Annotated in this window: 22 protein-coding genes, 1 tRNA gene and 1 other RNA gene; 10 read left to right on the top strand and 14 right to left on the bottom strand. The window is 71.2% G+C overall.

Annotation, left to right across the window (positions count from 1 at the left end; translation table 11 throughout):
• Positions 1-60 precede the first annotated feature (60 nt).
• Both GQR16_RS04435 and GQR16_RS04430 read left to right on the top strand, forming a co-directional pair.
• Positions 61-1392, top strand: a complete 1332-nt coding sequence (locus tag GQR16_RS04435) for an extracellular catalytic domain type 1 short-chain-length polyhydroxyalkanoate depolymerase (RefSeq protein WP_246200487.1) — start codon at positions 61-63, stop codon at positions 1390-1392.
• 83 nt (positions 1393-1475) lie between these two features.
• Entirely contained in the window at positions 1476-1670 is a 195-nt protein-coding gene (locus GQR16_RS04430) for a hypothetical protein (protein ID WP_157413931.1), read from the top strand.
• A gap of 95 nt (positions 1671-1765) precedes the next feature.
• On the opposite strand, the gene GQR16_RS04425 is transcribed toward GQR16_RS04430, so the two are convergent.
• From GQR16_RS04425 to GQR16_RS04405, 5 genes are all read right to left on the bottom strand, one after another.
• Positions 1766-2914 (bottom strand): enoyl-CoA hydratase/isomerase family protein, encoded by a 1149-nt coding sequence (locus GQR16_RS04425; RefSeq protein ID WP_157413930.1) that lies wholly within the window; start codon positions 2912-2914, stop codon positions 1766-1768.
• 85 nt (positions 2915-2999) lie between these two features.
• Positions 3000-4256, bottom strand: a complete 1257-nt coding sequence (locus tag GQR16_RS20045; RefSeq protein ID WP_157413929.1) for a Fic family protein — start codon at positions 4254-4256, stop codon at positions 3000-3002.
• A 225-nt stretch (positions 4257-4481) separates the two neighbouring features.
• Positions 4482-5921, bottom strand: a complete 1440-nt coding sequence (locus GQR16_RS04415) for a flotillin family protein (RefSeq protein WP_157414007.1) — start codon at positions 5919-5921, stop codon at positions 4482-4484.
• A 118-nt stretch (positions 5922-6039) separates the two neighbouring features.
• Positions 6040-6552, bottom strand: coding sequence for an NfeD family protein (locus GQR16_RS04410; protein WP_246200485.1), 513 nt, complete (start codon positions 6550-6552; stop codon positions 6040-6042).
• Between the two features lie 111 nt (positions 6553-6663).
• Positions 6664-7425 (bottom strand): hypothetical protein, encoded by a 762-nt coding sequence (locus tag GQR16_RS04405; protein WP_157413928.1) that lies wholly within the window; start codon positions 7423-7425, stop codon positions 6664-6666.
• Positions 7426-7519: 94 nt separating this feature from the next.
• Here GQR16_RS04405 and GQR16_RS04400 point away from each other — a divergent pair, with 94 nt between their 5' ends.
• Entirely contained in the window at positions 7520-9337 is a 1818-nt protein-coding gene (locus tag GQR16_RS04400) for a bifunctional 3'-5' exonuclease/DNA polymerase (RefSeq protein ID WP_157413927.1), read from the top strand.
• On the opposite strand, the gene GQR16_RS04395 is transcribed toward GQR16_RS04400, so the two are convergent.
• Entirely contained in the window at positions 9316-10035 is a 720-nt protein-coding gene (locus tag GQR16_RS04395; protein ID WP_170298404.1) for a PadR family transcriptional regulator, read from the bottom strand. The two genes, GQR16_RS04400 and GQR16_RS04395, sit on opposite strands and share 22 nt — an antisense overlap.
• Positions 10036-10309: 274 nt before the next feature.
• Here GQR16_RS04395 and GQR16_RS04390 point away from each other — a divergent pair, with 274 nt between their 5' ends.
• Positions 10310-10831: a DUF3145 domain-containing protein gene (locus tag GQR16_RS04390; RefSeq protein WP_246200483.1), complete on the top strand. Its 522-nt coding sequence runs from the start codon at positions 10310-10312 to the stop codon at positions 10829-10831.
• A 159-nt stretch (positions 10832-10990) separates the two neighbouring features.
• On the opposite strand, the gene GQR16_RS04385 is transcribed toward GQR16_RS04390, so the two are convergent.
• The 6 genes from GQR16_RS04385 to aceE form a co-directional block, all read right to left on the bottom strand.
• Positions 10991-12226 (bottom strand): beta-ketoacyl-[acyl-carrier-protein] synthase family protein, encoded by a 1236-nt coding sequence (locus tag GQR16_RS04385; protein ID WP_157413925.1) that lies wholly within the window; start codon positions 12224-12226, stop codon positions 10991-10993.
• Between the two features lie 81 nt (positions 12227-12307).
• On the bottom strand, positions 12308-12556 hold the full coding sequence (locus tag GQR16_RS04380; protein ID WP_055857961.1) for an acyl carrier protein: 249 nt from the start codon (positions 12554-12556) through the stop codon (positions 12308-12310).
• A 65-nt stretch (positions 12557-12621) separates the two neighbouring features.
• A complete protein-coding gene (locus GQR16_RS04375) occupies positions 12622-13626 on the bottom strand; it encodes a beta-ketoacyl-ACP synthase III (protein ID WP_157413924.1) in 1005 nt (334 codons plus the stop codon).
• Between the two features lie 38 nt (positions 13627-13664).
• Positions 13665-14585 (bottom strand): ACP S-malonyltransferase, encoded by a 921-nt coding sequence (locus GQR16_RS04370; RefSeq protein ID WP_157413923.1) that lies wholly within the window; start codon positions 14583-14585, stop codon positions 13665-13667.
• Positions 14586-14726: 141 nt separating this feature from the next.
• Positions 14727-15872, bottom strand: coding sequence for a PucR family transcriptional regulator (locus tag GQR16_RS04365; protein ID WP_246200482.1), 1146 nt, complete (start codon positions 15870-15872; stop codon positions 14727-14729).
• Between the two features lie 66 nt (positions 15873-15938).
• A complete protein-coding gene (gene aceE / locus GQR16_RS04360) occupies positions 15939-18665 on the bottom strand; it encodes a pyruvate dehydrogenase (acetyl-transferring), homodimeric type (protein ID WP_157413921.1) in 2727 nt (908 codons plus the stop codon).
• A gap of 169 nt (positions 18666-18834) precedes the next feature.
• Between aceE and GQR16_RS04355 the strand changes: the two genes are divergently transcribed.
• The 5 genes from GQR16_RS04355 to rnpB all read left to right on the top strand — a co-directional run bounded on the left by GQR16_RS04355 (position 18835) and on the right by rnpB (position 21592).
• Positions 18835-19302: a peroxiredoxin gene (locus tag GQR16_RS04355; RefSeq protein WP_157413920.1), complete on the top strand. Its 468-nt coding sequence runs from the start codon at positions 18835-18837 to the stop codon at positions 19300-19302.
• 74 nt (positions 19303-19376) lie between these two features.
• A tRNA-Val gene (locus GQR16_RS04350) sits at positions 19377-19449 on the top strand.
• A gap of 67 nt (positions 19450-19516) precedes the next feature.
• Positions 19517-20347, top strand: coding sequence for a Nif3-like dinuclear metal center hexameric protein (locus GQR16_RS04345; RefSeq protein WP_157413919.1), 831 nt, complete (start codon positions 19517-19519; stop codon positions 20345-20347).
• Positions 20348-20384: 37 nt separating this feature from the next.
• The gene (locus GQR16_RS04340) at positions 20385-21122 is read left to right on the top strand and encodes a zinc ribbon domain-containing protein (RefSeq protein ID WP_157413918.1); all 738 of its coding nucleotides are present in this window, start codon (positions 20385-20387) and stop codon (positions 21120-21122) included.
• Positions 21123-21216: 94 nt separating this feature from the next.
• Positions 21217-21592, top strand: an RNA gene (gene rnpB, locus GQR16_RS04335) — RNase P RNA component class A.
• Between the two features lie 224 nt (positions 21593-21816).
• On the opposite strand, the gene ppgK is transcribed toward rnpB, so the two are convergent.
• Positions 21817-22572, bottom strand: coding sequence for a polyphosphate--glucose phosphotransferase (gene ppgK / locus GQR16_RS04330; RefSeq protein WP_157413917.1), 756 nt, complete (start codon positions 22570-22572; stop codon positions 21817-21819).
• 56 nt (positions 22573-22628) lie between these two features.
• Positions 22629-23492 (bottom strand): type I methionyl aminopeptidase, encoded by an 864-nt coding sequence (map, locus tag GQR16_RS04325; protein ID WP_157413916.1) that lies wholly within the window; start codon positions 23490-23492, stop codon positions 22629-22631.
• A gap of 11 nt (positions 23493-23503) precedes the next feature.
• Between map and GQR16_RS04320 the strand changes: the two genes are divergently transcribed.
• Complete coding sequence (locus tag GQR16_RS04320) at positions 23504-23689, top strand: SPOR domain-containing protein (RefSeq protein ID WP_157413915.1); 186 nt, start codon at positions 23504-23506, stop codon at positions 23687-23689.
• The last annotated feature ends 39 nt before the right edge of the window (positions 23690-23728 follow it).

Raw genomic sequence — 23728 nt, 5'->3', positions numbered from 1 at the left:
CAGGTACCGTGCGATCCAGCACGACGACGTGCCACATCGCTGCCATCGAAGGAGATGCCGATGCACCACAGGTCCATCCGAGCGCGGATCACCGCGACACTCGCCGCCGCCCTTCTCATCACGGGCGGCGTCTTCGCCCTCAGTCCCGCCGCGCAGGCGATCACCTGCCCGCCCGGCTTCGAGACCCTTCCGGGCTGCACGAACACCGGTGGAGGCGGCGGGGGAGGCACCGGCGGGTCGACGACGACCGGCACCTGGACCACCGAGACGATCGCCGGCATGAGCGTGCGGCTCTACACGCCGACCACCGCGGCCGCCCTGCCCGCCGGTCGTGCGCTCATGGTGAGCCTCCACGGCTGCGCGCAGAAGGCGTCCGACCTCCAGACGGCCGGCAACTGGGCGGCCGCCGCCGACGCCTACGGCATGGTCGTCGCGCTGCCCGACGCGCCGAACGGCGGCGTGGTCCTCGGCTGCTGGGACTACTACGACTCGAACCACTCCCGCACCGCACCGTCGCGGCACGACGACAACCTGCTCGACCTCGCGAGCGCGCTCCGTTCGCGTACCGGGCTCGGCATCGACGGGAACCAGGTCTACGTGTCCGGTCTGTCCTCGGGCGGCGGCGAGACGATGGTCATGGGATGCCTCGCACCCGACGTGTTCGCCGGCATCGGCATCAACGCCGGGCCGACCGTGGGCACCACGTCGGGCCAGATCGGCAGCGTCGCCGTCTCGAAGGCGCAGGGCGTCTCGACCTGCCGCACGTTCGCCGGATCGACCTCGAGTGCGTTCTCGACCCAGGTGGCCTCGGTGGTCTACGGCAGCAACGACTCGACGGTCGCCACCGGGTACAACACGCTGAACGGGCAGATCATGGCCGAGCTCTACGGTGCGGGAACGTCGTCGACCTTCAGCCTCGCCGGGCTCGCGGGCGCGAACACGAACGGCTCAGGCACGCTGTACTCGGATGCCGCGGGCCCACGCGTGTCGATCGTGCAGAACACCGGGCTCGGGCACAACTGGCCGGCCGGCGCAGGTGCCGGCGGCACCTACATCTCCGCGAACAGCGTCGACTACCCGGCCTACGTGACGTCGTTCTTCTTCGCCAACAACCGTCGCGTCGACCGCACGGGCACGCCGACTCCGACCCCGACGCCGACCCCGACGCCGACCCCCACCCCGACGCCGACCCCGACGCCCGATCCGTCGTGCATCACCGCGACGAACGCCGAGCACAAGGCGGCCGGCCGCGCGACGTCGTACGGCGTGAATCCGTACAACCCCTACTACGCGCTCGGAACCCTCGACTACCTCGGCCAGGGCGACGCGACGGTCACGACACTCCGGGCGACCGCGCCGGGCACGTACACGAAGGTCGCCGCCTGCGGTTGATCCCGAGGAATCCAGGTAAGGCGTCCCCCTCCGGCCGCACGCCGCCGCAGATCGGCGTGCGGCCGTTCGGATAGCCTCGAGACATGAGTCGCACCGTCTGGACCGTGCTCGGCGTCATCGCCGCGGTCGTCATCGCCTGGGTCCTCGTCGATGTCGTGTTCAGCGTCGTGTGGTTCCTGGTGAAGGCCGTGATCGTGGCGCTGGTCGCCGTCGTCGTCTTCTTCGTGCTGCGCTCGCTCGTGCAGCGCGGCGAGCGAGGCGGTTCGGCGGGGCGCTGAGGCGACGCCCACCGGGCCGGCCGTCGGGCAGTCCGCGCCATCGGGCATGCGGATGCCGCGTGCGGCCGCCTGCCGTCGTGCGGCCGCCTCTCGGGTCAGGCCTCTTCTTCCTCGGGAATGGCGAGTCCGCGCGAGAACACGCTGTGGCGCAGCTGGGTGTCCATGGCCGCCGCGATGTCGGTGACGTCGACGTCCCCGAGGTCGGCGGGCATCCAGTCGGGCACGGAGTCCTGGTGCAGCGAACCGGTGTTCTGCTCGACGAGGGCCTGCACGCCGGTGAAGAGGTCGGGCTGGGTCGTGAACCAGCGGGCGAGTCGCAGCTCTCGCTCGAGGGCCTCGCGGAGGGTCTCCCCGTCGCGTGCGGCCCGCACCGAGCGCAGGGTCGCGACGAGCGCCGTCGGCGAGAGGCGCAGCAGCGTGTCGGCGGCTGCAGCCGCGTTCGCCGCGGCCTCGGGGTCGGCGGAGTCGGCCGCGCGCAGCCCGGCGACCTCGTCGCCGTTCGAGAACGCCCAGAGTCGTTCGAGGATCGCCTCGACGCTCTCCGCGGCGTAGCAGGCGTCGATCCAGTCGCGGTGGTCGAGCACCGACGACGGGCCGGGGTCGACCGCGAACCGGCGGACCTTCTCGTCGGGTGCGGCCGCGTCATCCGCATCGAGCAGTGCCTCGGCGACGTCGCCGACGTTCTCGGCGGGCACCATCACGTCGGCGAAGCCGAGGGCGATCGCGTCGGCGGCGCGGAGATCGACCGAGTTCAGCGCCAGGTAGGTGCCGATCTCGCCGGGGGTGCGCGCGAGCCGCCACGTCGCGCCGCCGTCGGGGGCGAAGCCGTAGCCGGTCTCGGGCTGTCCGAGCTTCACGCGGTCGGTCACGACGCGGGTGGAGACGTGCCCGGCGAGGGAGATTCCGCCGCCCATCGTCATGCCGTGCATGATCGACACGATCGGCTTGGGGTACTCGGCGAGCTTCGCGATGAGGCGGTACTCGTCGCGGAAGAAGACGGCGCCGATCGTCATGCCTTCGGCCGCGCGCGCCATGATCTCACGGAAGTCGCCGCCGGCGCAGAATCCGTAGTCGCCGATGCCGTCGAGGAGCACGGCGGTGACCGTCGCATCGTCGGCCCAGGCGTCGAGCGCCTCGGTCATGGCGTGCATCATCTCGAGGTCGATGGCATTGACCGACTCGGGTCGATTGAGACTGAGACGGCCGAGGTGTCCGTCGATGACGGCGTTGACAGGCGAATGCACCTCCCCACGCTAACGGGTGTCGGGCGGTCGAGATGAATCGTGGGCCGTTGCCCGGGCGCGTCGGAAGGCGCGGTTCCGGCGCCGATCACCGGTGTCGGGTCGATCGCCTGATGCCCGCGGCGTACTCGTCGAGGGCATCGAGGATGCCGCTATGCTGCCAGACCCGATTGCGTGCGCGTCCGGATCGCTCGACGAGGATGCCGCGGTCGACGAGGGTCTCGATCGTCCGCTTCGCGGTCACGTCGTTGTACCCGAGCTGCTGCGTCAGGTATCGGCTGTTCACGATCGGCTGGGCGATCAGGCGGGGGAGCAGCGTCCAGGCGCGGGAGACCGAGCGGACGCCCGCGAGCTTCTCGCGGGATTCCTCCAACTGCTCCGAGAGCGCGTCGACGAGCGTGCGGCCGGATGTCGCGGCGAACCGCGAGGCGTCCGCGAAGCTGTGCGCGATCGGGCCGGCATCCCCGGCCCGGAAGGCGCGGAGCGCGTCGAAGTAGCGCACGACGTCGGTGAGGAGTCCGGCGGACAGCGGCACGGTCGTGTGCGTCGAGAGGCCCTTGCCCCGCAGGAGCGCCTGCGCGAGGGCACGGCCGGTGCGGCCGTTGCCGTCGACGAACGGGTGGATCGACTCGAACTGCGCGTGGGCGACGGCGATCTGGAGCAACGCGGGCAGGTCGACGCGGCCGGCGAAGGCGACGAGATCCAGGATCGCGCCGGGAACCTGGCCGGGCTGCGGAGCGATGTAGTCGGCGCCTCGTGGGCCGGCATTGTCTCGGCCGCCGATCCAGACGAGCTCGTCGCGGAAGCGTCCGGCCTGATCTTCGAATCCGGGCTGACGACTGAGCAGCTCGCGGTGCATCGAGAGGATGCTGGTCGCATCCAGCCGCTCCGAGAGGGCGAGCGCGGCCTCCATCGCGCGGACGTTGCCGATGACGGTCGCTGCGTTCGCCCGGTCGCCCTCGTCGATCTCGGCGAGGGCGAGTTGCCGTGCCGACGCGGTGAGCTGTTCGATCTGGCTGCTCGAGGCGCTCTCGGTGCGCAGCAGGATCGCCGACATCGGGCCGAGCGCGGGGTGCTCGGCACCGAGCTTGATGAGCGCGTAGCGGTCGAAGTCGGCCAGGGCGAGTGCGGCCTCCTCGATGTCGGCGATGTCGATGGCCGAGAGGCGGGGAGACCAGTGCTCGATCGCGGCGGTGCGTGCCGACTCGTAGCGCCCGGTCTGCCGCAGCACCTCGGCGTTGGAGAAGCCCGCGGGATTCCGCGGCCTCCAGTCGTGGGGCTCGGTCGTGACCGCCGGGATCGCGATTCCGGCGGCGGTATCGACTCGTCGCTCATCTGCAGCCATGGCGACAGTTTACTAACAGATAGGGTGCTATGTGTAAGTAAATTGAGGACGAAGCGACAGAGCGAGAGCGGATGCCGGGTCGCGGGTGGCGATGCCCAGGCGAAACGAATGGCGTGGTCGGCCGTGCCCGACGCGCGCCGCGACCCGCGGGCACCTGGCACGCGGGGTGCGTACGACGAAGCGCCGGGTGCGAGGCATCCGGCGCTTCGTCGTACGGGGACTGCGCTACTTGGCCGCGTCGGCGCTCTTCACGAGCTTGCCGCCCGCGAGACCCGAGAGGATCGCGCTGACGTCGAGACCGGTGAGCGACTTGACGACCTCGGTGCCCTCGCCGAGCACCTGGCCGACGGTCTTCGTGACCGCGCTCGCGCCGTCGGTCGAGACGACCGTGAGCGTGTCGATGTTCGAGATCGGTTCGGCCGCGGCGCGGACGATCTCGGGCAGGCGCGAGATGATCTCCTGCGCGAGGGCCGCCTCGCCGTACTTCTGCAGGGCCAGCGCCTTGGCATCGGTCGCCGTCGCCTCGGCGAGACCCTCGGCCTCGATCGCGGCGGCGCGAGCCTCGCCCTCGGCGCGCACACCGGCCGCGAGGGCGACCTTACGGTCGCGCTCGGCCTCACCCGCGAAGCGGACGGACGTGGCGGCCGCCTCGGCGTCCTGCACGGCGGCGACCTTGTTCGCCTCGGCGATCTTGGTGCGCTTGAAGGCCTCGGCCTCGGTGCTCGCATTGGCCGCGTCGCGCTTGGCGGTGGCTCGCTGCACCTCGGCGTAGGCCTCGGCCTCGGCGGGCTTGCGGATCTCGATGTCGAGGCGCTCCTGGGTGACGAGCGCCTGCTCCTGCAGCGCGTCGCGCTCCTGCACGGCGACGAGCTTGTCCTGCTCGGCCGTCGCGAGCTGGCCGGCGGCATCGGCCTCGGCGTTCGCGCGGTCGGTCTCGGCCTTGATGATGGCCTGCTTCAGGCTCAGGGCCTTCTGGCGCTCGGCGATCTGCTCGGCGGCCTCGATGCGGGCGAACTCGCTCGCGCGTGCCGCCTCGGCCTCGCTGACCTCGGCGACCTGGCGCGCGCGGGCGGCCTCGGCACGACCGAGGTTGGCGAGGTAGTCGCTGCCGGGGGTCGAGATGTCGGAGATGTTCAGCAGGTCGACCTGCAGGCCCTGCTCGACGAGGTCGGTCTTCGTCTCGGCGACGACCCGGTCGGACAGGCTCTTGCGGTCGGAGATGATCTGCTCGATGGTCATGTCGCCGACGATCGAGCGGAGCGAGCCCTCGAGCGACTCCTTGATGATCTCGGTGAGCAGCTCCTGCTGCGAGAGGAAGCGCTGCGCGGCACGGCGCACGCCGTCTTCGGTGCCGCTCACCTTGAAGTTGATCGAGGCCTTGATCGCGATCTTGATGCGGTTCTTGTCGACGCCCTCGACGGTGATGCCGATCTGGCGCTGCTCGAGCGAGATCGAGAAGCCCTGCTGCAGGATCGGCCAGACGAACGTGCGCCCGCCGATCACGACGCGCTGGCCGGTGTTCGACTCGGCGTTGTTGCGACCGGCGCCGCGGCCGACGATCACGAGGGCCTCGTTCGGCGGGACGCGGCGGATGCGACGCGCGATGAAGACCAGCAGGGAGAGCAGGGCGATGACGATCGCGATGATCGAGATCACCTGGATCATGGTCGTGTCCAGCGGCAAGATGGTGCCTTTCGGGTTGGCGGGTGGGGCGGGTGGTGCAGCCGGCCTGAGGCACCGCGGCCGATCGGGGCGGATCGGGCGGGGCGTCAGCCGGGTCGGGTCAGTTCGCGGCGACCTTGACGCGCGTGCCGACGTGCTCGACGACGACGACGCGGCTGCCCTCGGCGATCGGCTCGTCGGAGTAGGCCAGTCGGCGTTCGATCTCGCCGGGGCCGTCGAGGCTCACCTCGCCGCCGGAGGTGGAGACGTCCGACCGCGCGACGCCCGAGAGGCCGATGGCCGAGGCGGGCACGCCGTCGGAGGAGTTCGTGAGGTTGCGCACGACGAGCGCCGAGAGCGCGTAGGCGACGATGCCGAGCACGATGGCGAGCACGTAGGCCCAGACGAGGTCGAGGCCGGTCGTGGCGATGAGCGCGCCGGAGGCGCCGAAGACGACGAGCCCGACCGAGAGCGCCGTGCCGGAGATCGCCCCGTCGCCGACGTCGAAGTGGTCGAGGATGTCCCCGAGCACCAGCGAGATGAGGAGGAGCACGAGGCCCACTCCGCCGACGATGAGGAACGGGAGGAGCATCCGCTGGCCCTTCTGCGCGCGCGAGACCGCACGGGAGCGCACGGGTCCGCCAACTCTACCGGGCAAGCGGAGACGATGCTCCGGCTCTCCACATGCCGGCCGTCCATCGCGCCGGCCGAGGTCGTGCCGCGACCGTCTCGCGGCACGACCCGGTCACGATGCGACCGACCCCGTCACGGCGATCGCGTCGACCGCCGCGTCTCCCCGCAGTCGCCGCATGCGCTCGACGACCTCGTCGACGATCGAAGCCGTGAGCGAACGGCATACGATGCTGTTCGCGCCGATCGACTCGAGCCCGCCGGCGCGGATGCGGATGACCTCCCAGCCGACCTCGGCGAGCGCCTCGTCCTTCTCGAGGTCGGAGGCCTCCTTCAGCCCGAGGTGCGCTCGTCGCGAACGGCCCGGGTCGTCGTACTCGATCGCGATGCGGAGTTGCGGCACGAGGATGTCGGGCCAGACCTCGCTGCGTCCGAAGAAGGTCCGGGCGATGTGCACGGCGTTCACGCGATGGTGCAGGCGGATGCGCTCGCCCAGCATCGCTCGGAGCCGCTGCTCGGTCATCGAGGTGCGGGTGCGGAGCCCGGGCTTCATGAACGCGAGCCCGGCTTCGCGCATGGCGGCCGGCGCCGCGGCGTTCGCGCGGCACTTCGCACAGCCGGTGCCGGTGAGCACCTCGTTCACGGTGGCGGGGTAGCGGTCGTGCCCACGAGGGCACTGCCACTGGTACTCGGCTCCGAGGCGGGTCTCGACGGCGAGCGCGGCGCGCTGCGGGGGAGCGACCTTGCGCAGCAGCTCGGCGCGCGAACGGTGCGTCTCGGCGATGAGCATGCAGAGCGGGCACGGGCGGCGCAGGGCGAGCGCGCCGGGGTCGGCGGGATCGGCACCGTGTCCGCAGTGGAAGCTCACGGCGACCACGGGCACTCCTTCGGTCGGGGCATGCGATGATCATGCTCCGGACCTCCGACATCCGTGACCGGCGCATGTCGGTGCCCGGCAGGAGAATGGAGGCATGCAGATCGCCGTGGGCGTCGGCGACGGCGGTCGCGTGCAGTTCGTCGACCCCGACCGGCCGGGCGCGCCCCTCGCCGAGGCCGAGCACGCGGCATCCGCCCCGATGTTCGAGCGCCTCGAGCGCGAGCACGGCCCGCGCTGGGTGTGGGCCGACACCCGGCAGTGGTACCCGGCGCTGCTCGCGAGCGGGGTCCGGCTCGCGCGGTGCCACGATCTGCGCCTGTGCGGGGCGATCCTCGACCACTCGACGTTCACGGCCGACGCCCGCGCTCATGGCGCGCCCACGGCGCCGGCGTGGCTGCCGCCCGGCCCGACGATGGCCGAGGCGGCGTTCGAGCCGTCACCTGCGGCGCAGCGCCATGAGCCGCTGTTCGATCTCGACGGGTTCGACGACGCGCGCGGGTCCGTCGCCGGTGGCGACGGCGCCGAATCGGTCCCCTCCGAGCGGGCGGATGCCCCGGGCGGGCGCCCGTCGGCGGCATCCGTCGCCGACGAGTACCGCCGGCAGCTCGGGCTCATCGAGGCCGCCGGCGCCCCGGCCGCCCTGCGCCTCCTGACCGCCGCCGAGTCCGCCGGGGCGCTCATCGGCGCCGAGATGCGGGCCGCGGGCCTGCCGTGGAGTCGACGCGTGCACGAGTCCGTGCTCGAGGCCGAGCTCGGGCCCCGCCCGGCGTCGGGGCGCAAGCCCGCGCGCATGGAGCAGACTGCCGCGATCGTGCGTGCCGAACTCGGGGCGCCGGCGCTCAACCTCGACTCGCAGGTCGACGTGCTGCGCGCGTTGCGCACGGCGGGCGTGCAGACCTCGTCCACCTCGAAGTGGGAACTCCAGGAGCACGAGCACCCGGCCATCGAGCCGCTGCTGGCCTACAAGAAGCTCGCGAGGCTCCTGAGCGCGAACGGCTGGGTCTGGATCGAGGAATGGGTGCGCGACGACCGGTTCCGCCCCGAGTATGTGCCGGGCGGCACCGCGACCGGCCGCTGGGCGACCTCCGGCGGCGGCGCGCTGCAACTGCCGAAGCTCGTGCGCAGCGCGGTGGTCGCCGACCCCGGGTGGACCCTCGTCGTCGCCGACGCGGCCCAACTCGAGCCGCGCGTGCTCACGGGCATGTCCCGCGACGAGGCCATGGAGCGTGCGGGTCACGGGCGCGACCTCTACCGCGGACTCGTCGACTCGGGCGTCGTGGCGACGCGCGACGAGGCGAAGATCGCGATCCTCGGCGCCATGTACGGCGCGACGACCGGTGACAGCGGCCGGCTCGTGCCGCGGCTCGCGCGTGCCTTCCCGAAGGCCATGCGGCTCGTCGACGCAGCCGCCCGCGACGGCGAGCGCGGCCTGCAGGTCACCACGCTCCTCGGGCGTTCGTCACCGCTGCCGCCCGCCGAGTGGCGCGCCACCCAGGCGAGTGCCAGCCAGCCCGATGCGAGCGCCGCCGACGAGCGCCGGGCCCGGTCCTCGGCGCGCGACTGGGGTCGGTTCACCCGCAACTTCGTCGTGCAGGGCAGCGCCGCCGAGTGGGCGTTGTGCTGGATGGCCGACCTGAGGGCGCGGCTGCACGCGCTCGGCGTCGCCGACACGGAGACGTCGGCGCGGCGGCCGGCCGCGGCATCCGGACCCGTCTTCGATCGCGCACCGCACCTCGTGTACTTCCTCCACGACGAGATCATCGTGCACACGCCGGTCGAGCACGCCGAGGCGGTCGCCGACGCCGTGCGCGCGTCGGCCGTCACGGCGGGTCGGCTGCTCTTCGGCGGGTTCCCGATCGAGTTCCCGCTCGATCTCGCGGTCGTCGAGAGCTACGCGTCGGCCGACGCCTGAGCCGGCGTCGCGGCGCCCTCGACCGCGGGCGCCTCGACCAGCGGCGTCGCCGCCCTGCCGGGCCGACGGCCACGCCGCGGGCGGGTCGCGTTCGGCTCGAAGGCGAGCCCGCCGTGCTCGACGATCGGCCCCGCGTCCGCGAGCCAGGCGAGCGCGCCCTCGGCTCTGGCCAGGTCCGCGGATGCCGCGAGTCGGGCGAGCCCGGCCATCGCCGCCGCGCCGGGTGCCGTGGCCGGCGTACTCCGCGTCGGCTCCGTTCCTGCTGCCGCGGCCGGTTCGCCGTCGGCCACCGGCCCGGAATCCGCGGCCTGCCCCCGCGCGAGGTCGCGACGCTCCCGCCAGCGACGTGCTTCGGCGTCGACCACCGAGGCCGCGTCGACGCCGGGCAGCGACGCGGCGACGAGCACGCGGTCGACCGTCTCGTCCCACGGGTCGGCGCCCGCGGCATCCGCCCCGGCGAGCCATGCCTCGGCCGCGAGGCGACCGGCCTCGGTCAGGCGGTGCAGGGGGAGTCCGTCGTCGGTCGTGCCGGCGGGTTCGACGAGTCGCTGCTTGGTCAGGCGTTCGATCGTCGCGTAGGTCTGCCCGACGTTCACGGTGCGCCGGCCGCCGGTGCGCTCGGCGAGTCCGCCGTGCAGGGCGAATCCGTAGGCCGGACCCATCGTGAGCAGGGCGAGCACTGCATCGCGCACGGCCATGACGCCTCCTTCGGCGGACGGGACTTCGGAACGACTCGGAACGGGATCCCGAACTCGGGCGACGGAGCGAAGTCGACGAGCACGGAACGTTTCACCGAGCATACAGTTCCGTGGCCCGCGCGCTCGGCGACCGGCCACGCGCGGCGCGAACCTTGTCAGAACGCCGGATCCGCGGCATAATCGCCGGTGACGGTTCACGTCCACAATCGAATATCCAGCCATCCGTGGCTCCCGAGGTCGTAGGGGAAGACGCACCTCGAGAACGGAGACGGAGATGGCAGAGACGATGTCGCGGGTCGTGCGCCCCGCGCAGGGAGTGCTGTTCGTGCACTCCGCACCGCGCGCGCTGTGCCCGCATGTCGAGTGGGCCGCCGGTCGCGCCCTCGGCACCGCCGTGAACTTCGACTGGAGCGATCAGCCCGTCTATCGCGGACTGATGCGCGCCGAGTTCCACTGGGAGGGCGACGCCGGCTCGGGAGCGAGGATCGCCTCGGCGCTGCGCGGCTGGGAGCAGCTGCGGTACGAGGTGAGTGAAGACCCCACGCCGGGCTCCGACGGCGCCCGCTGGATGCACACGCCCGAGCTCGGCGTGTACTTCGCGCAGACCGACATCGCCGGCAACACCGTCATCGGCGAGGACCGCATCCGCTACGCGATGGAGATCGCCGGGTCCGACCCGGTCGAGCTGCATCGCGAACTGCGACTCGCCCTCGGCCAGGCATGGGACGACGAGCTCGAACCCTTCCGCCACGCGAGCGACTTCGCCCCGGTCGTCTGGTTGCACCAGGTGGGGTGAGCAGAGCCTCGGCCCGCGTGCTGGCGTCCCGCGATCGTCGGAGAGTCGCTCCCGGTGAACGCACGGACGAAACCCGCCGGCCGTCGACGAGAAGGCCCCCGGTGTCGCACTGACACCGGGGGCCTTCTCACGAGCGGATGCCGCGGCATCCGTCGCCGACTACACCGAACGGAAGACCGCGACCGCGTTGTGGCCGCCGAACCCGAACGAGTTCGAGATCGCGACCTGCGGGCCGTCGCCGAGCGGCTGCGGCTCACCCGAGACGAGCAGCGGGATCGCCGGGTCCTGCGTGGTGAGGTTGATCGTCGGGGGAGCGAGGCGGCTCTCGAGCGCGAGCACCGTGAAGACGGCCTCGAGCGCGCCCGTTCCGCCGAGCAGGTGCCCGGTGGAGGCCTTGGTCGCCGAGACGGGGATCTCGTGCACGCGGTCGCCGAACACGCTGCGGAGCGCCGTGTACTCGGCGATGTCGCCGACGGGCGTGCTCGTGGCGTGCGCGTTGATGTGCGTGACCTCGTCGGGCGTGGCGCCGGCCTGCGCGAGCGCGTCGAGCACGGCACGGCTGGCGCCGCGGCCCTCAGGGTCGTTGGCGGTGATGTGGTACGAGTCGGCGCTCACCGCGCCGCCTGCGAGCTCGGCGTAGATGCGGGCGCCGCGCGCGAGCGCGTGCTCCTCGGTCTCGATGACGAGGCTCGCCGCGCCTTCGCCCATGACGAAGCCGTCACGGTCGACGCTGTACGGCCGCGACGCGTGCGCCGGGTCGTCATTGCGCTTGGAGAGCGCCTGCATCGACGAGAAGGACGCGAGGGTGATCGGGTGGATCGCCGACTCGGAACCTCCCGCGATGACGACGTCGGCGAGGCCGAGCTGCAGGTGCTCGTAGGCGTTCGCGAGCGACTCGGTGCTCGACGCGCACGCCGAGGCGACGGTGCGCGCGAACGCACGGGCCTCGAAGTGCATCGAGATCGCCGCGGACGCCGCGTTCGGCATCAGCATCGGCACGGTCATGGGCAGCACGCGGCGGGGGCCGCGCTCGCGCAGGGTGTCCCACGCGTCGAGCAGGGTCCAGATGCCGCCGATGCCGGTCGCGTAGTCGACGCCGAGGCGTTCGGGGGCGACGTCGGGAGCACCCGCGTCGGCCCAGGCCTCCATCGCCGAGATCAGCGCGAACTGGCTCGACGGGTCGAGGCGCTTGGCGACGGGGCGCTCGAGCACCTCCTCGGGGCGGACCTTCGCCGGTGCCGCGAAGTGCACGGGCAGGTCGTATTCGGCGACCCAGTCGTGCTCGAGCGTGCGAGCACCGGATTCGCCGGCGAGCAGGGCATTCCAGCTGTCGCGTGCGGTGCCGCCGAGGGGCGAGCTCGCACCGATGCCGGTGATCACGATCTTCTTGGTCATACGAGAAACACTCCGATGGAGGAAACGGTCAGGCTGAGCGAGCGGGCCGGGCGCGATGCGCCGGCCCGCTCCGGGCAGCGACTAGGCCGAGGCCTTGACGATGAAGTCGACGGCGTCGCCGACGGTCTTGAGGTTCTTGACCTCTTCGTCGGGGATCTTGACGTCGAACTTCTCTTCTGCGTTGACGACGATGGTCATCATCGAGATCGAGTCGATGTCGAGGTCGTCGGTGAACGACTTGTCCAGCTCAACCGTGTCGGTTGCGATGCCGGTCTCGTCGTTGATGAGCTCGGCCAGGCCGGCAAGCACTTCTTCGGTGGACAATGCCATGGTTCTTCTCCTTGAGGGTGTCTCGTTTGACCGAGAGTCAGTCTAGATGGACAGAGGTCGGCGGTTCACGGCAGAACCACCACTTGGGCGCCGAACACGAGGCCGGCGCCGAAGCCGATCTGGAGGGCGAGACCTCCGGAAAGTTCAGGGTGCTCCTCGAGCAGACGGTGGGTCGCGAGGGGGATGGACGCCGCGGAGGTGTTGCCCGTCGTCGCGATGTCGCGGGCGATCGCGACCGTCTCGGGCAGCTTCAGCTGCTTGGCGAACTCGTCGATGATGCGCATGTTCGCCTGGTGGGGGATGAACGCGGCCAGGTCGGCGGCGGTGACGCCTGCGGCGTCGAGCGCCTGCTTCGCGACCTTCGCCATGTCCCAGACCGCCCAGCGGAAGACGGTCTGCCCCTCCTGGCGGAGGGTCGGCCACTCGGCGGCGCCGTCGCGGAAGTCGACGAGCGTGCCGTTCATGCCGACTGCGCCGGCCTTCGATCCGTCGGAGCCCCACACGGTGCGCGCGATGCCCGGGAAGTCGCTCGGGCCGATCACGACAGCGCCCGCACCGTCGCCGAGCAGGAACGAGATCGTGCGGTCGGTCGGGTCGACGACGTCGGAGAGCTTCTCGGCGCCGATGACGAGCGCGTAGTGCGCGACGCCCGTGCGGATGAGCGCGTCGGCCTGGGCCACCGCGTAGGCGTAGCCCGCGCAGGCCGCGTTCGCGTCGTAGGCCGCAGCGGGGTTCGCGCCGACGCGGTCGGCGACGACGGCGGCCATCGACGGCGTCTGCTGCACGTTCGAGATCGTCGCGACGATGACGAGGTCGATGAGCTCGGGTGCGACGCCCGACTTCTCGATCGCCTCGCGTGCCGCATCGGTCGCCAGGTCGAGCGCCGAGACGTCGGCACCGGCGCGCGTGCGCGTGATGATGCCGGTGCGCTGCTGGATCCACTCGTCGGAGGAGTCGATGGGGCCGATGAGGTCGTCGTTCGGCACGGCGTTCTCGCCGCGCGCGGCGCCGACGGCGTAGATGCGCGTGTAGGCGGGGCCGTGCGACTGCTGCAGGGTGGGCTTGGTCATGTTCGACATTCTCTCGGTGCGTTCGGCCGTGCGGCGAATCAGGCGGCCTGTTCGATGAGTTCGATCGCCGCGGGCAGGTCGTCGGGGGTCTTCACGGCGACGGTCGGCACGCCCTTGAGCGCACGCTTGGCGAGCCCCACGAGGGCGCCTGCCGGGGCGACCTCGATGATGCCGGTGACGCCCGCATCGGCGAACGACGCCATGCAGAGGTCCCAGCGCACGGGCGACGAGACCTGGCCGACCAGCAGGTCGACGAACTCGGTTCCGGATGTCACGACCCGGCCGTCGTTGTTCGTCCAGAGCGTCTGCGCGGGGTCGGCGGGGCTCAGCGTGGCGGCGACGTCGGTGAGGTGCGCGACGGCGGGAGCCATGTAGCGCGTGTGGAACGCGCCGGCGACCTGGAGCGGGATCACGCGGGAGCCGGCGGGCGGCTCGGCCTTCAGCGTCTCGAGGGCGTCGAGGGCTCCGGCGACGACGATCTGGCCGCCGCCGTTGAAGTTCGCGGGCTCGAGGCCGAGCTCGGCGAGTCGCGCGAGCAGCGCGGACTCGTCGCCGCCGAGGACGGCGCTCATGCCGGTCGGCGTCTGCGCCGCGGCATCCGACATCGCGCGACCGCGCTCGCCCACGAAGCGCAGCGCGTCGGCGGAGGACAGCACGCCCGCGCCGGCCGCGGCCGTGATCTCGCCGACCGAGTGCCCGGCGATGCCGCCGATCTTCTCGCCGCGGCCGTCGGCCAGCAGGGCGTCGAGCGTGAGCAGTCCGGCCGCGACGATGAGCGGCTGCGCGATCGCGGTGTCGCGGATCGTGTCCGCGTCGCTCTCGGTGCCGTGCAGCGCGAGATCGACGCCCGCGGCCTGCGAGTAGGCGTCGAGCTGCTCGGCACGGGCGGAGTCCGCGAGCCAAGGAGCGAGGAATCCGGGGGTCTGGGAGCCCTGACCAGGGCAGACGACGACGATCACGTCCCTAGTCTGTCAATGACGCCGGTCTCCCGTGTGTGCCGATACGACAAGCTCTCGCGGAAAGGCTTGTGCGCGTCCCACAGTCGATGTCCCGGTCGGGCATCGCTGCACAGCCCAGCGGAGGCCGCGGGCAGCGGTTGCTCAGGACGGTCGTCGCCTCGTGGGGTGCTCGTGGTCGCTCATCGACCCGATGATGAGCGCGGACTGCAGGATGAGCGCCTCGCGGGCGCCCGTGGCGTCCCACCCGATCACGTCGGAGACGCGCTTGAGGCGGTAGCGCACGGTGTTCGGGTGCACGAAGAGCTCGCGCGCGGTCGCCTCGAGCGACCGGCCGTTGTCGAGGTAGCTCCAGAGCGTCGTCAGCAGCTCGGTCGAGTGCGCCTGCAGCGGACGGTAGATGCGGTGCACGAGCGTCGCGCGTGCGAGCGGGTCGCCCGCGAGCGCGCGCTCGGGCAGCAGGTCGTCGGCGTGCACCGGCCGCGGCGCGTGCCGCCACGACCGAGCGACGGCGAACCCGGCGAGGGCGGCCTTCGCGCTCTTCGACGCGTCGACGAGGTTCGGCACCTCGTGGCCGAGCACGAGGTGCCCCGGCCCGAAGTGGCTCTCGAGCTGCGTCGCGAACTCCATGAACGTCATGGCGGGCGAGGTGCCGACCTCGTCGGGCTGTCGCCCGAGCTGCTCGGACCGGCCGATCACGAGCACGAGACGGTTGCCCTGCACGCCGATGAGCACGTCGGCCTGCATGTGCCGGGCGACCCGGCGCACGTGGTCGACGTCGAGCTGCTTGGGTGCGGTGCCCACGAGCACCGCGACCTCGCCGTGACCGTGCCAGCCGAGGGCCGCGATGCGGCTCGGCAGTTCGTCGTCGTACTCGCCCGAGAGGATCGAGTCGACGACGAGGGCCTCGAGGCGGGCGTCCCACAGACCGCGGGCCTCTGCGGCGCGGGCGTAGACGTCGGCCGCGGCGAACGCGATCTCGCGCGAGTAGAGCAGGATCGCCTCGCGGAGCGGCTCGCCTCCGTCTTTCACACGGTCCTCGACGACCTCGACCGTGACGCGGATGAGCTGGAGCGTCTGCTGCAGGCTCACCGAGCGCAGCAGCTCGCGCGGTGCCGCACCGAACACGTCGGCCGCGATCCACGGTGTGGAACGGGGGTCCTCGAACCAGGCGATGAACGACGAGATGCCGGCCTGGGCGACGAGCCCGACGGCCGAGCGCCGGCTCGGGGGCATGTCCCCGTACCAGGACAGCGTGTCTTCCAGGCGCTTCAGCGTCTGGGTCGACAACTCACCCGCGATGGTTCGCAACCATGCGAGGGTCTCTGCCTTGGTACGGGGTTTCGCCACCTCGGGTTAGCTCTCGCCGCCGGCGGAACCGGTGGTTCCGGCGTTGACGTCGTGCAGGCGGTACTTCGCGATGGCCTGAGCCGGCACCGAGCGGTCGATCTCGCCGCGGGCGACGAGCTGCTCGAGCGCACGCACCACGAGCGACGGACCGTCGATCTTGAAGTAGCGGCGAGCGGCGGCACGCGTGTCGGAGAAGCCGAAGTCGTCGGCGCCGAGCGTCGCGAAGTCGCCGGGCACGAAGGCGCGGATCTGGTCGGGCACGGCGTGCATGTAGTCGGACACCGCGACGAACGGGCCGTTCGCGCCCGAGAGCTTGCTCGTGAGGTACGGCACGCGCGGCTCGTCGTCGGGGTTGAGGAAGTTGTGCTCCTGCGCGGCGAGTCCGTCGCGGCGGAGCTCGGCCCAGCTCGTGACCGACCAGACGTCGGCGGAGACGCCCCAGTCCTCGGCCAGCAGCTGCTGGGCTTCGAGGGCCCACGGCACCGCGACGCCCGAGGCGAGCAGCTGCGCCGACGGGCCGTTGCCGTTGCCGTTCGAGATCTTGTGGATGCCCCGCAGGATGCCGTCGACGTCGGTGCCCTCTGGCTCGGCCGGCTGCACGATCGGCTCGTTGTACACCGTGAGGTAGTACATGACGTTCGGGTCGGCGTGGGTGCCGCCGTACATGCGCTCGAGGCCGGCGCGCATGATGTGCCCGATCTCGTAGCCGTACGCGGGGTCGTAGCTGACCACGGCCGGGTTGGTCGACGCGAGCAGCGGCGAGTGGCCGTCGGCGTGCTGGAGGCCCTCACCCGTGAGGGTGGTGCGGCCCGCGGTCGCGCCGATGATGAAGCCGCGCGCCATCTGGTCGCCGGCGGCCCACATCGCGTCGCCCGTGCGCTGGAAGCCGAACATCGAGTAGAAGACGTACACGGGGATCAGGGGCTCGCCCTGCGTGGCGTACGACGTGCCGATGTTCGTGAAGGCCGCGAACGCGCCGGCCTCGTTGATGCCGACGTGCACGATCTGGCCCTGCGGGCTCTCCTTGTAGGCGAGCAGCAGTTCGCGGTCGACCGACGTGTAGTGCTGGCCGTTCGGGTTGTAGATCTTCGCGGTCGGGAAGAACGCGTCGATGCCGAAGGTGCGCGCCTCGTCGGGGATGATCGGCACGATGCGGTGGCCGAAGTCCTTCGAGCGGATGAGGTCCTTCAGCAGTCGCACGAACGCCATGGTCGTGGCGATCTCCTGCGTGCCGGAGCCCTTCTTCGAGATCGCGTACGCCGAGTCGTCGGGCAGCGAGATCTCGACGTGCTTCGAGCGGCGCTCGGGCACGTAGCCGCCGAGCGCGCGACGGCGCTCCTGCAGGTACTGGATCGCCTCGTCGCCCTGACCGGGGTGGTAGTACGGCGGAAGGTACGGGTTCTCCTCGAGCTGCGCGTCGGAGATCGGGATGCGCATCTCGTCGCGGAACGTCTTGAGGTTGTCGAGGGTCATCTTCTTCATCTGGTGCGTCGCGTTGCGCCCCTCGAAGGACTTGCCCAGGCCGTAGCCCTTGATGGTCTTCGCGAGGATGACCGTCGGCTGACCCTTGTGCTCGGTGGCGGCCTTGAACGCCGCGTAGATCTTGCGGTAGTCGTGACCGCCGCGCTTGAGGCCCCAGACCTCGTCGTCGCTGAGGTGCGACACGAGCTCGAGGGCGCGCGGGTCGCGGCCGAAGAAGTTCTCGCGCACGTAGGCGCCCGACTCCGTCTTGTACGTCTGGTAGTCGCCGTCGGGCGTGACGTTCATGAGGTTGCGGAGCGCGCCGTCGTGGTCGGCGGCCAGCAGCGAGTCCCACTCGCGACCCCACACGACCTTGATGACGTTCCAGCCGGCGCCGCGGAAGAAGCTCTCGAGCTCCTGGATGATCTTGCCGTTGCCGCGCACGGGGCCGTCGAGACGCTGCAGGTTGCAGTTGATCACGAAGTTGAGGTTGTCGAGGCCCTCGTTGGCGGCGACCTGCAGCTGGCCGCGGCTCTCGACCTCGTCCATCTCGCCGTCGCCGAGGAACGCCCAGACCTGCTGGTCGGAGGCGTCCTTGATGCCGCGGTTGGTGAGGTAGCGGTTGAGCTGGGCCTGGTAGATCGCGTTGATCGGGCCGAGGCCCATCGACACGGTCGGGAACTGCCAGAACTCCGGCATGAGGCGCGGGTGCGGGTACGACGACAGGCCGTGCGGCGCACGCGACTTCTCCTGGCGGAAGCCGTCGAGGTCGGCGTCGCTCAGACGCCCCTCGAGGAAGGCGCGGGCGTACATGCCGGGGGAGGCGTGGCCCTGGAAGAAGACCTGGTCTCCGCCGCCGGGGTGGTCCTGGCCGCGGAAGAAGTGGTTGAGGCCGACCTCGTAGAGCGAGGCGGCGCCTGCATAGGTGGAGATGTGTCCGCCGACGCCGATCTCGGGGCGCTGCGAGCGGTGCACGAGGATCGCGGCGTTCCAGCGGAGCCAGGCGCGGTAGCGGCGCTCGATCTCCTCGTCGCCCGGGAACTCGGGCTCGTTCTCGGGGGCGATCGTGTTCAGGTAGTCCGTGGTCGGAACCATCGGCACTCCGAGGTGGAGCTCCTTCGAACGCTTGAGCAGGCTCAGCATGATCTCGCGACCGCGCTGATGTCCCTTCGCCGTCACGAGGGCGTCGAGGGATTCGGCCCATTCGGATGTCTCATCCGGGTCGGAATCCAGCGCCTCGACGGAGTACGGGTCCTGGTCGTTGACAGTCACACTCGACCTTTCTCTACGGCAGATCATGCCGGGCGCGGCGTTCCGCGCGCACGACGAACGGCCGGGTTTCGACCGATCACACTTGGCCATACTAGTGACATTCGCACAACGTTTCGGCTCGGTATGCTGTGCCTTCGCTCAGCGTTCGACAAAGCAGAGGAGTGAACGGATGCCGCTTCCCGCCGGTGCTCCCGCCCCCGACTTCGAACTTGCCGACCACCTCGGCCGGGCGGTGCGGCTGTCCGAGCTGAGGCGGGCCTCGCCCGTGGTGCTCGTGTTCTTCCCGCTCGCGTTCTCGCGCACGTGCGAGGGGGAGTTGTGCGCGCTGCGCGACGACCTCGAGGTGTTCGCCGAGGCCGGCGTGCAGCTGGTCGGCGTCTCGGTCGACTCGAAGTTCGCGCTCCGGGCGTGGGCCGAGGAGCAGGGCTACACGTTCCCGCTCCTCTCCGACTTCTGGCCGCACGGCGAGGTCGCGCGTGCGTACGACGCGTTCCTCGATGAGCGCGGGTACGCGGCTCGGGCCACCTTCGTGATCGACGTCGACGGGGTGATCCGCGGGAGCTTCGCGACGCCCCCCGGCGAGCCCCGGAGCCTCGACCAGTACCGCGAGGCGCTCGCGACCCTCGCCTCGCGCTGAGGCGGCGGCGCGCGGCATCCGTCTCGTCCGCCCTCGATCGGGCGATAGCATTGCGGATGCGTCGCTCACGCGGCGGGCCTTTAGCTCAGTTGGTAGAGCGCCACGTTTACACCGTGGATGTCGTCGGTTCGAGCCCGGCAGGGCCCACTCCAGAACTCGACGGCACCTTCGCGCAGCCGAGACTCCGCGCAGGCTGCGACGGTAGGCTGGGCGGGTGCCAGCAGACCTCGCCGACGTCCTCTCCACGATCGAACGGCTCTGGCCCGTCTCGGGTGCAGAGGGCTGGGACTCGGTCGGACTCGTCACGGGCGATCCCGCCGCGACGGTTCGGCGCGTGCTGCTCACGGTCGACGCGGTCGGCGAGACCGTCGACGAGGCGCTCGAATGGGGCGCCGACCTCGTGATCGCGCACCATCCGCTGCTGCTCCGCGGCGTCACGACGGTCGCCGAAGACCGGTACAAGGGCGCGATCCTCGCGCGACTCATCCGCGGCGGCTGCGCGCTCGTCGCGGCGCACACGAACGCCGACGTCGTCGAGCGGGGCACGTCCGCGGTGCTCGCCGAGCGCCTCGGACTGGTCGACGGCCGCCCGATCGTGCCGAGCGCGGGCCCGGGCGGCGAAGCCGGCCACGGCCTCGGCCGCGTCGGCCGACTCGCGCAACCCACCACGGTCGGCCGGCTCGCGCGGCAGCTCGCCGAGATCCTGCCGCCGACGGCGACGGGCGTGCGCGTCGCGGGCGGCTTCGACGACCCCGTCGAGACCGTCGCGCTCTGCGGAGGCGCGGGCGACTCGCTGATCGGCGACCCCGCGGTGCGGGCCGCCGACGCCTACATCACGGCCGATCTCCGGCACCACCCGGCCTCCGAATCCCGCGAGCAGTCCAAGCTCACCGGCGGCCCCGCGCTCATCGACGTGTCGCACTGGGCCAGCGAATGGCTCTGGCTGGATGCCGCGGCCGAACAACTGCGCGAGGCCCACCCCGAACTCGAGCTCCGCGTCAGCGAGCTCCGCACCGACCCCTGGGACTTCCAGGTCGTGCAATGATGACCATTCCCACCGCGAATCCCACAAGGAGCACCACGTGAAGGCAAGCCCCGCCGACCAGCAGCAACTTCTGCGCCTCCAGGCCGTCGACACCCGACTTCAGCAGATCGCGCACCGGCTCGGAAGCCTGCCCCAGTCGGGCCCCATCGCCGAGCTCGCGGCCCGAGACGCGGCCGTGCGTTCGCGTCGCGCCGAGGCGCAGGGCACGCTCGAAGACGCCCGTGCCGAGCTGAAGCGCATCGAGTCCGACGTCGCGGTCGTCGAGGCTCGCATCGCGCGCGACGGCGACCGCCTGCAGCACACGTCGTCGACCAAGGACGTCGCCGCGCTCGAGTCCGAGCTCGCCTCGCTGGCCAAGCGCCTGAGCGACCTCGAAGACCAGGAGCTCATCGTCATGGAGCGTGTCGAGGCCGCCGAGGGCGTCGTCGCCGGCATCGACACCGAACGAGCCGAGATCGCCGCCCAGACGGCCGTGCTCGAGGCCGAGCGCAACGAGGCGTCCGAAGGCCTCGTGGTCGAGCGCGACGGCGCCGAGCGCGACCGCGGCGTCGTCGCCTCCGAGGTTCCCGCCGAGCTGCTCGCGTACTTCGAGCAGCGGCGCGCGCGCGGTGCCGGCATCGGTGCGGCGCTCCTGCGCCAGCGCACGTGCGGCGGCTGCACCATGACGCTCACGGGCTCCGACCTCGACGTCGTGCGCCGCGCGGCCCCCGACGAGGTGCTGCTCTGCCCCGAGTGCGACCGCATCCTCGTGCGCACCGACGAGTCGGGCATCTGACCGGCCCCTGACGCATCCCGCCGCGTGCGCACCGGTCTCCCGGAGCGCACGCGGCGTTCCCGTCCAGCCGCGGCCTGTACGCTTGGCGTGTGAGCGGGTCGGCAAGACGACCGCGTCATCCGAGCGATCGGATGCCGAGGAACGTCCGGGCTCCGCAGGGCAGGACGGTGGGTAACGCCCACCCGGGGCAACCCGCGAGACAGTGCCACAGAAAGCAGACCGCCCGGTGCGCAAGCGCCGGGTAAGGGTGAAACGGTGGGGTAAGAGCCCACCAGCGGCCGCGGTGACGCGGTCGGCTCGGTAAACCTCGTCCGGAGCAAGGTCAGACAGGGAACGATGGGGCTGCCCGTCCCGTTCCCGGGTAGGCCGCTGGAGGGGCACGGCAACGTGTCTCCGAGAGAGATGGTCGTCCAGCCGGTGTCGCGCAAGCGCCCGGTGAACAGAACCCGGCGTATCAGCCGGCCCGCTCACACCTCGATCGTCGGGATCCGACGGTCAGCGATCCTCGTCGTCGAGGCGCGACTCCTCTTGGCGCTCCTCGCGTTCGCGCTGCTGCTCGCGCCGCTCGCGCTCCTCGCGGATCTTCTCCTCTTCGGGCGTCTTGTTGCTCATGTCGTTCCACCTCCGCCACGGCGCGACCATCGCGGCCGTCCGGCCACCGTACCGCGATCGGGTCGACGCGTGTCGGGGCGATTCAGCCGAGCGCGAGTGCCGCCGCGCCGATGATGCCCGCGTTGTTGCGGTGCACGGCCGGCACGATCGGGGTCTTCAGGTCGAGCAGGGGAAGGAACTGCTCCTGGTGCTTCGACACGCCGCCGCCGACCACGAACAGGTCGGGCGAGAAGATGAACTCGACGTGCGAGTAGTAGCGCTGCAGGCGCTTCGCCCAGTGCTTCCAGTCGAGGTCCTCGCGCTCCATCGCCGAGTAGGCGGCGCGGTGCTCGGCGTCGTCGTCGTCGATCTCGAGGTGGCCGAGCTCGGAGTTCGGAATGAGCACGCCGTCGTAGATCAGCGCCGAGCCGATGCCCGTGCCGAGCGTCGTCAGGATGACGAGCCCGTCGACGTCCTTCGCCGCGCCGTACCGCAGTTCGGCGACGCCGGCGGCATCCGCATCGTTGATGAAGTGGATGTCGCGGCCGAGCGCCTTCTCGAAGAGCTCCTCGGCGGGCAGCCCGATCCACTTCTTCGACACGTTCGCGGCCGAGAGGGTGTGCCCGCGCTTCACGATCGCGGGGAAGCACACGCCGAGGGGCAGGCCCTCGATGTCGAACTCGTCGCCGATCTGCTCGAGCAGCTCGGTCGACGAGGCGATGATCGCGTCGGGTTCACCGCCGTCCGGCGTGAGCACCTTGCGTCGTTCGGTGACGAGTGCACCGGTGGACAGGTCGACGACCGCCCCCTTGATGCCCGTTCCGCCGATGTCGATCCCGATCGCGTGCTGAGTCGCCATGCGGCCACACTATCGCGGCTTTCCTGCGAGGAGGCGTCACGGCGAGTCGCCGCGGGTCACGGCAGCGTGAGCACCTCGGCGCCGCGTTCGGTCACGACGAGCGTGTGCTCGAACTGGGCGGTGAGCGAACGGTCGCTCGTCACGACGGTCCAGTCGTCGGCCCAGACGTCCCACTCGATCGAACCGAGCGTGAGCATGGGCTCGATGGTGAACACCATGCCCGGTTCGATCACGGTGTCGTACTGGGGCGCGTCGTAGTGCGGGATGATGAGCCCCGTGTGGAACGCCCGGCCGACGCCGTGGCCGGTGTAGTCGCGCACGACGCCGTAGCCGAACCGCTTCGCGTACGCCTCGATGGCTCGGCCGATCACGTTCACCTGCCGACCGGGGGCGACGGCGCGGATGCCGCGGGCGAGCGCCTCGCGCGTGCGCTCGACGAGCTGCGTCGCCTCGTCGCTCGCCTCGCCCACCAGGAAGGTGTGGTTGAGGTCGCCGTGGTACCCGTCGAGGTACGCCGTGACGTCGATGTTCACGAGATCGCCGTCGGCGAGCACGGTGTCGTCGGGGATGCCGTGGCAGATGACCTCGTTGACCGAGGTGCACGAGGACTTCGGGTAGCCCCGGTAGCCGAGGGTCGACGGATACGCGCCGTGGCCGACCACGAACTCGTGCGCGATGCGGTCGAGCTCGTCGGTCGTGACACCCGGCCGGATCGCGGCCGCCGCAGCCTCGATGGCGCGGGCCGCGATGCGCCCCGCGGCGCGGATCTTCTCGACCTCCTCGGGGGAGTACCGGTCGCCGCCGGTGTTCTGCGCGGGCGCCGCGCGCCCGACGTACTCGGGGCGCGCGATCGACGACGGAACCTGGCGCAGGGGCGAGAGTCGTCCGGGAATCAGGTGGCCAGCGGCATCCTTCGGCATAGGATCAGCCTATGGCCGAGGACATCGAACACCGCTTCTGGTACAACCTCAAGACGGGCGCCGTCGAGCAGGGCTTCGTCTCGCAGTCGGTCGATCGGGCTGGCCCCTTCGACACGCGCGAAGAGGCCGAGCACGCGCTCGAGAAGCTCCGCGCGAACAGCGCGAAGTGGGCCGAAGAAGACGCCGCCGACGACTGAGCTGCGACGCCGGGGGGCCGGCGGGGCCGTTCAGACGGC

The sequence above is a fragment of the Agromyces allii genome, from assembly GCF_009749385.1.
GTDB classification, from domain to species: domain Bacteria; phylum Actinomycetota; class Actinomycetes; order Actinomycetales; family Microbacteriaceae; genus Agromyces; species Agromyces allii.
Note: the sequence above shows the minus strand (reverse complement) of the source record. Positions and strands in the feature narration are given on the sequence as shown.

Coding starts and splice junctions, on each gene's coding strand:
- GQR16_RS04355 (WP_157413920.1), top strand. CDS start 18,835: ATGCCGCTTCCCGCCGGTGCTCCCGCCCCCGACTTCGAACTTGCCGAC.
- GQR16_RS04320 (WP_157413915.1), top strand. CDS start 23,504: ATGGCCGAGGACATCGAACACCGCTTCTGGTACAACCTCAAGACGGGC.
- GQR16_RS04385 (WP_157413925.1), bottom strand. CDS start 12,226: ATGACCAAGAAGATCGTGATCACCGGCATCGGTGCGAGCTCGCCCCTC.
- GQR16_RS04395 (WP_170298404.1), bottom strand. CDS start 10,035: ATGGCCGTGCGCGATGCAGTGCTCGCCCTGCTCACGATGGGTCCGGCC.
- ppgK (WP_157413917.1), bottom strand. CDS start 22,572: ATGGCGACTCAGCACGCGATCGGGATCGACATCGGCGGAACGGGCATC.
- GQR16_RS04390 (WP_246200483.1), top strand. CDS start 10,310: ATGGCAGAGACGATGTCGCGGGTCGTGCGCCCCGCGCAGGGAGTGCTG.
- map (WP_157413916.1), bottom strand. CDS start 23,492: ATGCCGAAGGATGCCGCTGGCCACCTGATTCCCGGACGACTCTCGCCC.
- GQR16_RS20045 (WP_157413929.1), bottom strand. CDS start 4,256: ATGGCTGCAGATGAGCGACGAGTCGATACCGCCGCCGGAATCGCGATC.
- GQR16_RS04415 (WP_157414007.1), bottom strand. CDS start 5,921: ATGATCCAGGTGATCTCGATCATCGCGATCGTCATCGCCCTGCTCTCC.
- GQR16_RS04400 (WP_157413927.1), top strand. CDS start 7,520: ATGCAGATCGCCGTGGGCGTCGGCGACGGCGGTCGCGTGCAGTTCGTC.
- GQR16_RS04375 (WP_157413924.1), bottom strand. CDS start 13,626: ATGACCAAGCCCACCCTGCAGCAGTCGCACGGCCCCGCCTACACGCGC.
- GQR16_RS04430 (WP_157413931.1), top strand. CDS start 1,476: ATGAGTCGCACCGTCTGGACCGTGCTCGGCGTCATCGCCGCGGTCGTC.
- GQR16_RS04435 (WP_246200487.1), top strand. CDS start 61: ATGCACCACAGGTCCATCCGAGCGCGGATCACCGCGACACTCGCCGCC.
- GQR16_RS04380 (WP_055857961.1), bottom strand. CDS start 12,556: ATGGCATTGTCCACCGAAGAAGTGCTTGCCGGCCTGGCCGAGCTCATC.